Origin of the sequence: Paenibacillus sp. ov031, assembly GCF_900143165.1 — a bacterium.
In the GTDB taxonomy this organism is placed as follows: domain Bacteria; phylum Bacillota; class Bacilli; order Paenibacillales; family Paenibacillaceae; genus Paenibacillus; species Paenibacillus marchantiae.
In genome coordinates this window covers 689,244-702,919 of record NZ_FRDO01000002.1, presented here as the reverse complement: position 1 = coordinate 702,919, position 13,676 = coordinate 689,244, and the positions used below count along the sequence as shown (strand labels likewise).

General features: G+C 45.7%; 11 protein-coding genes. 9 read left to right on the top strand and 2 right to left on the bottom strand.

The genetic code is table 11. The annotated features are described in order from the left end of the window. Positions 1–30: 30 nt before the first annotated feature. Positions 31–1,122, bottom strand: a complete 1,092-nt coding sequence (locus BUA17_RS13260; RefSeq protein WP_072733904.1) for a GntR family transcriptional regulator — start codon at positions 1,120–1,122, stop codon at positions 31–33. 395 nt (positions 1,123–1,517) lie between these two features. On the opposite strand from BUA17_RS13260, the gene BUA17_RS13255 reads away from it, so the two are divergent. The 5 genes from BUA17_RS13255 to BUA17_RS13235 all read left to right on the top strand — a co-directional run bounded on the left by BUA17_RS13255 (position 1,518) and on the right by BUA17_RS13235 (position 8,518). Continuing rightward, complete coding sequence (locus tag BUA17_RS13255) at positions 1,518–3,134, top strand: xylulokinase (RefSeq protein WP_072733903.1); 1,617 nt, start codon at positions 1,518–1,520, stop codon at positions 3,132–3,134. Positions 3,135–3,137: 3 nt separating this feature from the next. Then, positions 3,138–3,833: an L-ribulose-5-phosphate 4-epimerase gene (locus BUA17_RS13250; protein ID WP_063565793.1), complete on the top strand. Its 696-nt coding sequence runs from the start codon at positions 3,138–3,140 to the stop codon at positions 3,831–3,833. Positions 3,834–4,103: 270 nt separating this feature from the next. Continuing rightward, positions 4,104–5,528 carry an L-arabinose isomerase gene (gene araA, locus BUA17_RS13245; protein ID WP_072733902.1) on the top strand — a complete coding sequence of 475 codons (1,425 nt, stop codon included), beginning with the start codon at positions 4,104–4,106 and terminating at the stop codon, positions 5,526–5,528. A gap of 190 nt (positions 5,529–5,718) precedes the next feature. Continuing rightward, positions 5,719–6,492 (top strand): AAC(3) family N-acetyltransferase, encoded by a 774-nt coding sequence (locus BUA17_RS13240; protein WP_072733901.1) that lies wholly within the window; start codon positions 5,719–5,721, stop codon positions 6,490–6,492. Positions 6,493–6,823: 331 nt separating this feature from the next. Beyond that, positions 6,824–8,518: a histidine kinase N-terminal 7TM domain-containing diguanylate cyclase gene (locus BUA17_RS13235; RefSeq protein WP_072733900.1), complete on the top strand. Its 1,695-nt coding sequence runs from the start codon at positions 6,824–6,826 to the stop codon at positions 8,516–8,518. Positions 8,519–8,582: 64 nt separating this feature from the next. On the opposite strand, the gene BUA17_RS13230 is transcribed toward BUA17_RS13235, so the two are convergent. Further along, positions 8,583–8,930, bottom strand: coding sequence for a helix-turn-helix domain-containing protein (locus tag BUA17_RS13230; RefSeq protein ID WP_064641512.1), 348 nt, complete (start codon positions 8,928–8,930; stop codon positions 8,583–8,585). Between the two features lie 164 nt (positions 8,931–9,094). Between BUA17_RS13230 and BUA17_RS13225 the strand changes: the two genes are divergently transcribed. The 4 genes from BUA17_RS13225 (at position 9,095) to BUA17_RS13210 (ending at position 13,637) form a co-directional block, all read left to right on the top strand. Then, positions 9,095–9,898, top strand: coding sequence for a DNA-binding protein (locus BUA17_RS13225; protein ID WP_083584697.1), 804 nt, complete (start codon positions 9,095–9,097; stop codon positions 9,896–9,898). A 181-nt stretch (positions 9,899–10,079) separates the two neighbouring features. Then, positions 10,080–11,231, top strand: coding sequence for a WXG100 family type VII secretion target (locus tag BUA17_RS13220; protein ID WP_072733899.1), 1,152 nt, complete (start codon positions 10,080–10,082; stop codon positions 11,229–11,231). Between the two features lie 12 nt (positions 11,232–11,243). After that, a complete protein-coding gene (locus tag BUA17_RS13215) occupies positions 11,244–11,783 on the top strand; it encodes a hypothetical protein (protein ID WP_072733898.1) in 540 nt (179 codons plus the stop codon). 348 nt (positions 11,784–12,131) lie between these two features. Next, positions 12,132–13,637, top strand: coding sequence for a malate:quinone oxidoreductase (locus BUA17_RS13210; RefSeq protein WP_072733897.1), 1,506 nt, complete (start codon positions 12,132–12,134; stop codon positions 13,635–13,637). Positions 13,638–13,676: the final 39 nt, after the last annotated feature.

The following is a 13,676-nucleotide window of genomic DNA, read 5'->3' as shown; positions in this document are numbered from 1 at the left end:
ACGGCCCTTTTTTCATGCTTAGTCCCAATACTATTCCAACTCAATCTCTTTTACTGTCTCGCCCTCAACCAGCACTGGCTGGTAATAGGTGTTGGTGGGCAGATCCTTTTTGCCTTGCAGTTTCTTGATGACCCAATCCGCAGCGTCACGGCCCATTTGCTCTTGGGGATGAGTTAATGTCGTGAGTTTGATGTTGGCGTTCTTGGCGATATAAGAATTGTCCTGGCCGATAATGGATAACTCGTCAGGAATGGAAATGCCCAGCTTTCTACATGCATGTACGACTTCTAGCCCCACCTCATCGTTGTAACAGACAAGGGATGTTAGCGCATCTTTGTTTTCCTCCAGAAACACCTCCAGATTGGTGGAGAGGTCCGGCTTCGATGCCGTATCGAACGACAGCACTTGCTCGGGATGAAACCGTAACTTGGCTTCGCCCAGCGCTTTGATATATCCCTTCATCCGATACTTCCCTTGTAAATCATCCATTTTCGCGATAATGCCGATCTGGCTATGTCCTTTGGCGATCAGTTCCCGGGTAGCTAGATAGCTGGACTGCACGTCATCCAGACAGAAGAAAGGCACCTCCAGCTCTTCATAAAAGGCATTGATCATTGTAAACGGTACATCCTGTTCCTTAAAGGAAAGATAGTACGCTATGTTGGGGTTGTACAAGTTGCTCTTGGTCGGTTCGACGATCAGGCCATCCACACCGTAGGACAGCATCATCTCGAGCGCCTTTTTCTCTTGTTCAACATCGTTATTGGTGCTGGCTAACAGCAACGAATAATTGTCCTCATTCAATCGGCCTTCAATACCGCGGATAATGGAGGGGAAGATGTAATCGGAGATGTACGTCGTGATGACGCCGATTGTTTTTTTCATCGTGTTCCCGCCGGTTCTGGATCTATACAGATTGCTTACATAGGTGCCGGAACCTTTCTCACTTCTCAAAAATCCCTCGTTCGATAGCTCCAAAATGGCCTTTCGTACCGTCTGGCGGCTCACGTTGTAGCTGTCCTGCAGTGCGGATTCGGTAGGGATTTGTTCGCCTACGCTATAGGTTCCCGATAGGATATTGCTTTTGATATCGTCAATGATGACCTGATACTTTGGCTTCACGCAGTCCACTTCTTTCATCGTTACTTATCTATAAAAAAACATCGTCATATTCATAGTTGTACGTACATATTTTATCATGAATCGATCTGAATGGAAATAAAGCAGCCAGTTTTACAAAATAAACCGTACAAATCCCGTCTTGAAATAGAGATGTGTACCTTACAACATAACCTTTTGAGGACAGAAATGAGATCGTTTAGACGTTATATCTTAACTAATGTAAGTATAACTATTATATATTATTGACAAATGTACGTACAAAAAATATACTAAGGCTGTCATAAAAGGAAAGCGCATTCTTTTCAATGAACCGAAATATGAATCCAATTTAATCATCTTTAAGGCAATTATATTGTTACTTTACCTACTGTGGTCAGAGAGGGGACTACGTGATCATGAGTCATGTGGATATGAAAGAAGCGATTACCAAGGGAGCCACTTCACTAGGCATCGAATTTGGATCGACGCGAATCAAGGCGGTGCTGATTGACGAACGTTTTGAGACCATCGCGTCAGGCAGTTATGAATGGGAGAACCTCCTGAAAGACGGATATTGGACATACAACCAGGAGGATATCATCACAGGTCTTCAGACTGCGTATCGTGAGATGAAGCAAGATGTAGAGCGGAAATACGGGATCACGCTGCAAACGGTAGGCTCCATCGGATTCTCCGCCATGATGCATGGATATATAGCCTTGGACAGCGCTGGAGAACTGCTTGTACCCTTCCGGACGTGGCGTAATGCGACCACCGGGAAGGCTGCGAGGGAGCTGACGGATCTTCTACAGTTCAATATACCGGAACGTTGGAGCATCGCTCATTTGTACCAAGCGATCTTGAACGAAGAGACCCATGTACCTCGCATCGATCACCTGACAACTCTGGCTGGTTACATACACTTGCTGCTGACGGGCAATAAAGCCATCGGTATAGGCGATGCTTCCGGCATTTTCCCAATCGACGAGTCTACGCATAACTATCACCCATCCATGATCAAGCAGTTCGATGAACTGATCGCAAGTAAAGGTTATCCGTGGAAGGTCGAAGACCTTCTTCCCAAGGTTTACCTCGCTGGTGAGAATGCTGGTGAGTTAACCGAAGCGGGAGCCAAGCTACTCGACCCTTCGAATGATTTGCAGTCAGGCATTCCACTGTGTCCGCCAGAAGGCGATGCCGGAACGGGCATGGTAGCAACGAATAGCGTGAGGAAGCGTACGGGCAACATCTCCGTCGGCACCTCCGTGTTCGCAATGATCGTCTTGGAGAAGGAATTGTCCAAAGTGTATCCCGAGATCGATATGGTTACAACACCAGACGGCAGTCCGGTAGGCATGGTGCATGCCAACAACTGCTCCAGTGACATCAACGCCTGGCTTGGATTATTCCGTGAATTCTCCGAGGCGATGGGATACGAAGTCGACACCGGTAAATTGTTCAGCGTGATGTTCAATAAGGCGTTGGAAGCCGACCCGGATGGTGGCGGTTTGCTGAGCTACGGTTATTACTCGGGTGAAAACATTACCGGCATCGATAAAGGCCGTCCATTGTTCGTCCGCTCCCCGGAAAGCAACTTCAATCTGGCGAACTTCATGCGCACGCATCTGTTCACCGCTTTTGGTGCACTCAAGCTCGGCATGGACATTTTGACGAAGAACGAGCATGTGGCGATTGACAGCATTTTGGCTCATGGTGGTCTGTTCAAGACCCCTGTCGTCGGTCAGCGGATTGTAGCCGCAGCGATGAACGTGCCGGTGTCAGTCATGTCTACAGCGGGTGAAGGCGGCGCATGGGGTATGGCGCTTCTGGCCTCGTACATGATCAACAAAGATCAGCAGGAGAGTCTGGATGTGTTCCTTGAGCAGAAGGTCTTCAGCGATGTCGAGGGTGAGGAAGTTGCACCGGATGCATCGGATGTCAAAGGGTTTGAAGCATTTATCGAACGTTATCGGAAGGGCCTCGCGATTGAGCAGGCGGCGGTAGATCATCTGGTAGAGAACGGGAGGGACTAACACATGTTAGAACAACTGAAAGAAGAGGTCTATGAGGCGAATCTCGAGCTGCCGAAGCACGGACTTGTGAAGTTCACATGGGGTAATGTCAGCGCGATGGATCGGGAAAGTGGTCTGTTTGTCATCAAACCGAGCGGTGTCAGCTATGACAAGATGAAAGCGAGCGACATGGTAGTGGTGGATTTGGACGGCAATGTAGTAGAGGGGGACATGAGGCCTTCTTCGGATACTGCGACACATGCGGTGCTATACAAACATTACCCGGAAATCGGCGGCATTGTGCATACTCATTCCACTTGGGCGACCATCTGGGCGCAAGCTGGTCTGGACGTACCCGTGATGGGGACGACGCATGCTGACACCTTCTATGGTGCCGTACCTTGTGCCCGTTTCTTGAACCAGGATGAAGTTGATCGCGGATACGAAGCGGAGACGGGCCGTCTCATTATTGAAACATTTGAACAGCGCGGGCTGGATGTGATGGCAATCCCGGCAGTTCTGCTTCATGGACATGCACCGTTTACATGGGGGAAAGACGCCAAGTCGGCGGTTGTAAACAGCGTCGTGCTGGAGGAAGTATGCAAAATGAACCTGTATGCGCGGCAATTGAATAACTTTGCAAAAGAACTGCCGCAAGGCATTTTGGATAAACACTATTTGCGGAAACACGGAAAAGACGCGTACTACGGACAAAAGTAATTTGGTTATAACAGTGACTGGAAGCATGTTCTGGCTTCCAAGTGGTTTAGTGTGGGAATGACTTGTTCAACTATACTTTTTACACGATAACGGAGAGGGCAGAAATAACCTGAAGAAGCGGAGCGTTCGCCTTTATCCCCGGATTTTCCCCTTTATAAAAGGGAATCAAAAAATCTGGGGATAACAGCGATAAGAAGGTTATTCTGTCATCGGAGTGGTTAGTGTAAACCCATATGTTCAACTATAAAATAATGAAATGAGGATGATTACATGTCAGCAACAGCAGCTAAACAGTTTTGGTTTGTCGTAGGTTCGCAGCATCTGTACGGGGAAGAAGCACTGGGTGAGGTTAAAGCCAACGCACAGAAAATTACGGATGCCCTTAATGCAAGTGGCGTTCTGCCATACCCGCTCGTATTGCAGGATCTCGCGGTAAGCGCAGATAAAATCACGAGTACGATGAAGGAAGTCAACTATCGCGACGAGGTAGCGGGTGTGATCACTTGGATGCATACGTTCTCACCTGCGAAAATGTGGATTCGGGGTACGAAATTGCTGCAAAAACCGTTGCTTCATCTCGCGACACAATTCAATGAAAGCATTCCATGGGCGACAATCGACATGGATTTCATGAACCTGAACCAAGCGGCTCACGGTGACCGCGAATATGGCTTCATCAATGCACGCCTGAGAAAACAAAATAAAATCGTCGTTGGCTACTGGGAGCGTCCAGAAGTGCAGCAGCAGGTTGCGGATTGGATGGATGTAGCTGTAGCTTATAATGAAAGCTTTAACATCAAAGTTGCTCGCTTCGGTGATAACATGCGCAATGTGGGCGTAACCGAAGGCGATAAAGTGGAAGCACAGATCCAATTCGGATGGACTGTCGATTATTTCGGTATCGGCGACCTCGTGCAATACGTGAATGCCGTAACGGAGCAAGAAATCGATGATTTGATCGCTCAGTATGCAGAGTTGTATGAATTAGATTATGGCACGAACAGTAAGGAAGCTTGGGAAGCTAGCGTACGTGTACAAGCAAGTTATGAAATTGCGATCAAACGTTTCCTGGACGAGGGTGGATACGGTGCCTTTACCACTAACTTCGAAGATCTGCATGGCATGAAGCAACTTCCGGGTCTGGCTGTTCAACGTCTGATGGCTCAAGGGTACGGCTTTGCTGGAGAGGGTGACTGGAAAACGGCTGCACTCGACCGCTTGCTCAAAGTCATGGCCCATAACGAAAACACGGGCTTCATGGAGGATTACACGTACGAGATGGCAGCTGGTCAAGAGGCTATCCTTCAATCCCATATGCTTGAAGTAGACCCGACACTCGCCAGCAATAAACCTAAAATCATCGTGTCCCCACTGGGTATTGGCGATCGTGAAGATCCTGCGCGTCTCGTATTCGATGGCAAAGCAGGAGAAGGCGTCGTGGTTTCCATGGCAGACTTCGGAACACATTACAAATTGTTGATCAACGAAGTATCTGCATTTGAACCGACAGTTCCAGCGCCTAATCTGCCTGTAGCACGTGTATTGTGGAACGTGAAGCCCAACTTCCAGGATGGGGTTAGAGCTTGGATCGAGAATGGCGGCGGTCACCATACCGTAGTATCTTTGAACCTGACTACGGATCAAATCGTGACCTATGCGAAATTGGTGAACCTGGAGTACGTTGTGATTAAATAGTTTTGTTAATCATGAACTTATACAAATTCTTTCCTTATGGCCGGGGGGTTCCCCGGCCCTTTGTCTTGCCGTGAGGCGCATGGTGTATGGCCTGAAACGGGTCTCATGCTCTCTCCAATACAAAGGATAACGTTAGTACCGTCGTCTACGTTCTATTTTGCTATAATAGCCCAAAGGAGGTTATCTATTCATGATACATACGCAAGAAAGTTTGCTCCACCAACTGCGTCAGCTCGGTATTGACGACCAAGGGACGCTGCTCGTTCACTCTTCCATGAAAAGCATGGGCGAAGTCGAAGGCGGTGCGGATACGGTGTTGGATGCATTCACCGAGTATATGAAGGACGGACTGCTGGTATTGCCAACGCATACATGGTCCACGATCAATGCGGACAATCCGATGTTCCACGTGGAATCCTCACCATGCTGTGTCGGTATTCTGCCTGAGCTATTTCGCAAACGACCTGAAGTAGTACGTTCTTGGCACCCTACACATTCGGTAGCTGCTCTGGGACGCGACGCCGAAGCATTTACGAAGGACGATCATCTTTTCGATACACCTTGTGCTAGAGGCTCAGCCTGGGGGAAGCTGCTCGATCGGAAGGCAACCATCCTTTTGGTGGGCGTTGATCTGAAACGGAATACGTTTATCCATGGTATCGAAGAATGGGTCGACATCCCGGGCAGATTAACGGATGAGCCTGAGATGTTACGCACGGTTTTACCCGATGGAACCGAAATTTCAGTGCCTTCTCGGAGACATTGCGGATTGTCGTGGTCGGAGCATTTTTGGAAAGTGGATGACGTTCTTGAACGTAAAGGTGCGATGCGTAAGGGGCAGCTTGGCGATGCGGCTGTCAGAGTGTGTGATGCGGCCTTGTTGACGGAAGTAATCACGAGCATGCTCCAAGATAATCCGGATTTGTTCTCGGACAATTTGCCTTTGACTACTGTACACGAATGAGGAGAGGGCCGTCCGGTGACGGAGGGCTCTACATACGTACCTGCTTGCTTCTTACGACAGCTAACAAGGTCTTCTTTCCTCCCGGTTTACATCTAAACGTTCAATTTCATTCACAAAAACGCAAAAATTGCGCAAAATTCAAACAGAGGTTGGTTGGTTTGCCATTGTATGGGCTACTCACCCCATTAGCGGTGTGATAAGATGTGGTTAAATTAACCAATAGCAATAATATAGGAATATCTTTTATAGGTTTATCGAAGATTCACATAGCGTTAAGGAATAACCCAGTTCAATACTATCCTCGTTGTCGCATGCAAAAAGGAGAAGATTCGTGAGCCCATTAGTATGGTATGATCTCTTTCTATTCGTCCTATTGTTTGGTGTATACGTATATGTTTTTGCTACGGTTAGAATTACGAACTTACATAAGGTTTACTTTTTGTTTCATGGGTTGATGATGCTCTGGCCATTCTGTCAATTTGCGAGTACGTTGACGAAAGATCCAGGCTTGCAGTTGTTCTATGTTACGTTATCTTTTGTTGCCGTTTCCTTACTCGGGAGTGGTTGGCTGCTGCTTACAATCTTCATTACGGGTGAGGCGGAGCGATTAGGCCCAAAAAGATCCTTACTATTGTTCATACCTGCGGTTATTGGAGCGGTTGGCGTGATCCTGAACCCATGGGGGTGGTTTGTAACTCCACTTGAAGGCGGTTATGTCGAGCGGGAATATGGACACTGGTTCTGGGTTGTCATGGCTATACTCGTGAGTTACTTTGTAACGTCCCTCTTTATTTTATTCCGGGCACTTTATTCTTCTCGAACGTCTTCCATGATTAAAAATCAGGTGAAAGTTACGCTAAGGGGCATATTCGTGCTGGCTGCTTTTGCAACAATCGATGCTCTGCTTAATGTGGTTCTAAGAGCGTATTTACCGTTCATCATTCCCGGACTGACTTCACTGGGGATTTTCGTGTCCGACCTTTTCTTCGTCTATGTCATAAAAAGGTACAATGTGTTTGATCTGGTTTCCATCGCCCATGAGGATGTAATCAATACCATTCCTTACGGCATCCTTGTACTGGATGAGAATGAGATGATTATTGAATTGAACAAAGCCTCCCGATCCTTCATGGATCTGCATGTGGGGGATTGTTTTGATATGGAGGCATTTCTGGGTTTTGTTCGTGTAGAGGGTAGCCGCCAGAAGTTCCTGGAGGAGTATAAGCAAAAAGACAACACCTTGTCTCAAATTGAAGTACTCGTGGGGCGGGATGACATCCGTCATTATATCCTCCAAGCGTCTCCCATTGTGGATGCTGCGCGCGCACCCAGGGGTCATATCCTTACGTTCCAGGATGTCTCTCAAGAGCGCTTCTATGTCAAAGAAATGAATAGGCAGAATGAGACGCTTCAGGAGCGTAATCATGCCCTGGATCGCATTCGTCTGGAGTTGTCCGAGGCCAATCGCAAGCTGGAAGAACTCGCCCTGACGGACAGTCTGACGAACTGCTACAACCGTCGTTATCTGACCCAACATCTGAATCACGAGGTTATCACCAACATTCAATATAAAACGCCGTTTTCACTCATACTGCTGGATATTGATTATTTCAAAGCGATCAATGATCGCTACGGACATGTCATCGGGGATGAAGTGCTGCATCGCACGGCTCAGGCTGTCAAAGAATCCATTCGGAGTACCGATATTCTAACGCGATATGGCGGGGAGGAATTTATGATCTACCTTCCGCACACGGAGCATGACGTGGCTAATCAAATTGCAGAACGCGTGAGATTGTCGGTAGAGTCCAACCGCATTGTAGTGGATCACGAGATTGAACAGGTGTCCATTACGATCAGTATAGGAATTTTGTCCATTGAGGATTTTGAATTGGAGCATGTACCGGATAACCCGGAGGGGTATCTGATTCAACTGTTCGCTGCGGTGGATAAGGCGTTATATCAGGCGAAGCAGAATGGGCGTAATCGGATTGAGTTTGCGGAGTTTGAGGGTGTTGTTTTGTAGATTCATGAAATTAAAAAAGAGTGTGAGGGTTACTCCACTCTTTTTGATTTCGATGCTGATGTGTTTAATCAGAACTTTTTTGTAGCTTTTCTATAGTATTCAGAATCTCTTTATTAATTTTCGTTAATGATGCGATTTCATCTGCGTTTTTACCACTTATTAATGTTATATGTTCATCCAAAGCTCTTTTGTATTCGGATTCTTCGTTGAATTTGAAGATTTCTTCAGCAGGAACCTGAAATCCATTTATTATTTTTTCTAGAGTCTCCAGAGAAATATTTCGATCTCCCCGTTCAACCCCACCAATATAGCTGTAATGAAGACCTGCTGCTTCTGCTAGTTGTTCTTGAGTCCAACCCTTGGCCTTTCTTAACTCGCGTATTCGATTCCCTACACTTTCTGGTAAATTCATATGATCACCTCCACTTAAGGTTAGAAGAGGTTATAGAATCGTTACAGACTAACAGATACAAATTGATTGTGAATATAATAGTACTTATAAGTACAATTTATATTGATCTTCTTTTGATTTAACTATACAATGATTTGATAATAGATAATAAAGGAGGCTTCCTTTTGCGTAAATCTATCCTAAAATCATTCAAACCGGACATCATTGTTGAAATGTTGGACATGGCTGTTGCTTTTGAAAATTGGAACAAGGTAATGGAGAGGGCGGACATGTTGTATCAATGTGTGCAGTGCATTCATGAAGAGCGACAGGAACACTATACCAAGGGATTACCTTTACAATACATCCATACTGAGCATCCGTTGATCTATTACCACGGGTTCAGCCTCCAGATGCGAGGGTTGGCTCACCAGAAGATGGGACAGGTGGATCAGGCGCGGGCGTGTATCGACCAGTATGCAGAGCCGGGGTGGATGGAAGAGCTGGATGAGGCGGGAACGCAGGTAGTGCAGGAGTTGAGGCATCGAGCACAGGTGAATCGTTATGCGCTGGAGATTGAAGCGGGGCATGCAGAGCTGTTGGAGGAGTATGTGAATTTTCTGCTAGAGCATCCGGAGGAATGTATAGCAGGTCTGAGAACGATCATTGAGGCGGCAGTCAGGTATTGTTGGCAGATTGATCGAGTTTTACATATGTTTGCGAGTCAGGTGCAAGGTATTGGTGTAGAATTGGATTCTTCAAACAACGCAGATATGTACCATTATTGTTATCACCGGGCTTTATACGAACAATGGATGGGAAGGCAAAAGAAAGCGGTGGAGTTCATTTTGCAGGCACTCAGGTTAGCGGATGAGCTTGAGATGAATCGGTATTTCAAAAAATGCGCGGCACTATTGGAATCGTTGCGGGAATGTGCGACGGAGGAGCAGGTTGGGCGGTATCGGGCGTTTTTGGAGGAGATAGGGTAAGGGGATTATTTGCTGGTGATAAGTACTCTGAAATGGGTAAATGCATATAGGACTATAGCACCGATGATGGGTACAGCTTATGTTTTAAAAAAATGGTCAAATCAGGATGTTAGCCGGATGGTCTATGTTACAAACTTCTGCTAACATTGGTTAATCCTATTTTAAATGAGCGGAGAAACGTATGAGTACAATTAAAGTTACCCCTGAACAACTACATCACGTATCGAATCAGATGGATCAGGCCAGACAACAGTTGGAGCATATACGGGGTGATCTGATGAGACAGATCATGTTCATTCAGACGATGTGGATGGGGGCTACGCAGGAGCGGTTTTACTATGAGTTTGAGCAATCACGCCCTATACTGGATAAAGCGTTGGAGAGTATGGTGAGTACATCAAAGGAATTGAAGGACATCGCTACGCGCTTCCAGGATGCAGATGCTCAGTTGGTAAGTCTGGGTGGTGCAACTGGAGCAGTCGGTGCCGCAGCAATCATGACCAATTCAGCAGGTGATTCAAGCTCGGGTGATAAGGGATATCGGATGGCACGAATCAATATGTTTGGAAAGTGGGTGTGGATGCCTGTCAACGAGGATGGTGATGCGGATCAGGCTGCCCTTCAGGCGTATGAGAAGGATCATGGACATCTGGATGTTAATCGCATGGAAGGTGTGAAGGTTGAACCACCTGGAGATGATATATTTTCACTACAGATCAAGGCATTCCAGAACGGAATACATCCCTATACAGGAGAAACTGTCTCTGATTCTTATGCTCGAACCATGGTTACCTCTCTAAAGTTTGCCCAAGTGTTTATGGCGATTCAGATAGTTCGTGGGAGTTTTCCAGGACGTTCAGGACCGTTTCGAACATCGTCATCCGGTTTGGCAGCAAAAATTAAGAATAATATGGAGGCCGCTAGAGCCAAGAATAGTAATGCACAGGGGAATACTCAAAAGAGTGTGGTTGAAACATCTCCAAAAGCCGTTGAGCAGAAAGTTAATTTGAGTCAAAATCTAATTGATCATGTTATTAATAGACATTCTGTAAATAGTACGAAGCAACAACTTCCATATCTCCAAAAGAAAATGTCTGAAGAGCAGATTAATGAAATGTTAAGTAGGAAATCTTTTTTTAATAAAGAGTGGTCGGATAAAAAAATAACTGATGCGTCAACGGTGGCCGTCAGTCAGCTGAAACAACAAGGAGTAAACGAAGGGTTGCATACCGTTACTGTTTTTAATGAGCCGATTAAGGTGTTCATTAGAAATGGTAATGTTGATTCTATATATGGAACTCATATATATAAAATTAGTGATTTATTAGATTAGGAGTGCATGAATATGTTCGCTATTTCTTTCAAAGCAATTGATAACTTTGATGAAATTAAACAAATGTCCGCGGAACAATTTGATCAGACGAAACAAGATATAGAGGGAATTATTGAATTGGACTTTAACGGTAATAAGTACGGCATGTTCTTCGAAGATTGTCCATTTGGTAATGAAAGACTCATTAGATGGTTTGTTGACTTAATAACCATTGCCAAAATGGTTAAAGTTCATAATTATGTTGCATATCGAATCCCGGATAGCGCTAATTTATGGCTTGAGTTTAAATCGCAGGAAAAGGAATTAGAAGTCAGTTTAGTTGAAGATACTGATCGACAAGTCATTCTGGATCTGTTTATTACTGAGCCGTTTAAGGAGTTTAGATATTCAACTTGGAAAGGCGCTAATGTTAGCATGGCTTCTTTTACTAAGGAAATCGTGAGTAATGCCCGAGAATTCATAAATTTTGTTGCTGTACTGAACTCTAAAATAATGGAGAGTAAAAACATTCAAATACTAGAGAACAGCTTGCTGGAACTGGAGTCTCAATAAAAACACTATTATGGTGTGCAAACAGATAAACACTAACCCAAACATCAATTCCTCTCACTTTTCAGAGACAATTCAGGCCACGCAACCAGAATTGTCTCTTTTTATTGAACAAATTAATCTTTCAGCCCTATAACCGGGTTATCTATCTGACATAAACTAGCGTATACTGATGGAATAGCAAATATCTTCAAATTGCATATTTAAATTGATCCATATTATTGATACACTAGATCAAGGTTATATTCATTCAGAGAAGGGGCGGGCCTGTTCAAGAATGGGGCTTGCTGCAATGCCAAATCGATAACGCTTACATCCTTTTGGCAAATATAGGATATAAGGACGGTAGACATGAGCCAGGGACAAACGAGTACAGATGTTATCTTGATTGGTGCCGGAATTATGAGTGCAACTTTGGGAACTTTGCTTAAACAATTGGCACCAGACTGGAATATTAAGGTTTTTGAGAAGCTCGCCAGTGCGGGGGAGGAAAGCTCCAACGAATGGAATAATGCCGGAACCGGGCATTCAGCATTGTGCGAACTTAACTATACCGTTGAACGACCAGACGGATCCGTAGATATTAGCAAAGCGATTAAGGTGAATGAGCATTTTCAAATCTCAAGGCAATTTTGGTCCTATCTCGTCAAAAGCAATCTGATTCGTAATCCACGGGACTTCATTATGCCGCTTCCTCATTTGAGTTATGTACATGGAGAGCAGAATGTCCTGTTTCTAAAAAGACGCTTTGAAGCGTTATCGAAACATCCGTTATTCGTTGGCATGGAATTCTCGGATAATAAGAAAAAACTGGCGGAATGGATTCCGCTGATGATGAAAAACCGCACGGGCAATGAACCGATTGCAGCCACCAAAATTGACTCCGGTACGGACGTTAACTTTGGTGCTTTAACGCGTATGCTAATGGAACACTTAAAGAGCCAAAACGTGGATATCCACTACCAACATAGCGTGAAGAATATGAAACGCACAAGCAATGGATCTTGGGAATTAACAGTGAAAGATCTGGGCAGTGGTGCAGTCAAGCGCCATACGGCGAAATTTGTGTTTATCGGGGCAGGGGGCGGCAGCTTACATTTGTTGCAAAAATCCGGCATTCCTGAAGGTAAACATATTGGCGGTTTCCCGGTTAGCGGCATCTTTATGGTGTGCAAAAATCCGAAAGTCGTGGAACAGCATCATGCCAAAGTATATGGAAAAGCTTCGGTGGGTGCTCCGCCAATGTCTGTTCCGCATTTGGATACCCGATTTATTGAGAATCAGAAGTCGCTGCTATTTGGACCGTTTGCCGGGTTCTCGCCAAAATTCTTAAAAACAGGCTCCAATGCCGATCTGATTACGTCCGTGAAGCTGCACAATTTGCTCACGATGCTCGCGGCAGGCGTCAAAGAAATTTCACTAACCAAATACCTGATCCAACAACTCATGTTATCCAAGGAACAACGCATGGCCGAATTGCGGGACTTTGTTCCAGATGCCAAGAGCGAGGATTGGGATATGGTACTGGCGGGCCAGCGTGTGCAGGTGATTAAGGACACGGCTCAAGGCGGCAAAGGAACCCTTCAATTCGGCACGGAGGTAGTTACTGCGGCGGATGGCTCGATTGCAGCATTGCTCGGAGCTTCACCGGGGGCTTCAACCGCTGTTCACGTGATGCTGGAGATTCTCCAGAAGTGCTTCCCGCAGCATATGGATGCCTGGGAACCAAAGATCAAGGAAATGGTTCCTTCCTATGGCGAATCACTGGTTGACAATCTTAGTCTTCTAAACCAAGTACATGCTTCAACCGCTCGGGTGCTTGGACTGACGGCTGAGAAATCAGTCGTTCGTATGTAACGAGCTGTATGTAACCTGTTTACCATGCGGGTGATAAAG

Excerpts from the sequence above, each read along its gene's own strand:
- BUA17_RS13255 (WP_072733903.1), top strand. The coding sequence starts at position 1,518 with ATGAGTCATGTGGATATGAAAGAAGCGATTACCAAGGGAGCCACTTCA.
- BUA17_RS13250 (WP_063565793.1), top strand. The coding sequence starts at position 3,138 with ATGTTAGAACAACTGAAAGAAGAGGTCTATGAGGCGAATCTCGAGCTG.
- araA (WP_072733902.1), top strand. The coding sequence starts at position 4,104 with ATGTCAGCAACAGCAGCTAAACAGTTTTGGTTTGTCGTAGGTTCGCAG.
- BUA17_RS13240 (WP_072733901.1), top strand. The coding sequence starts at position 5,719 with ATGATACATACGCAAGAAAGTTTGCTCCACCAACTGCGTCAGCTCGGT.
- BUA17_RS13230 (WP_064641512.1), bottom strand. The coding sequence starts at position 8,930 with ATGAATTTACCAGAAAGTGTAGGGAATCGAATACGCGAGTTAAGAAAG.
- BUA17_RS13220 (WP_072733899.1), top strand. The coding sequence starts at position 10,080 with ATGAGTACAATTAAAGTTACCCCTGAACAACTACATCACGTATCGAAT.
- BUA17_RS13215 (WP_072733898.1), top strand. The coding sequence starts at position 11,244 with ATGTTCGCTATTTCTTTCAAAGCAATTGATAACTTTGATGAAATTAAA.
- BUA17_RS13210 (WP_072733897.1), top strand. The coding sequence starts at position 12,132 with ATGAGCCAGGGACAAACGAGTACAGATGTTATCTTGATTGGTGCCGGA.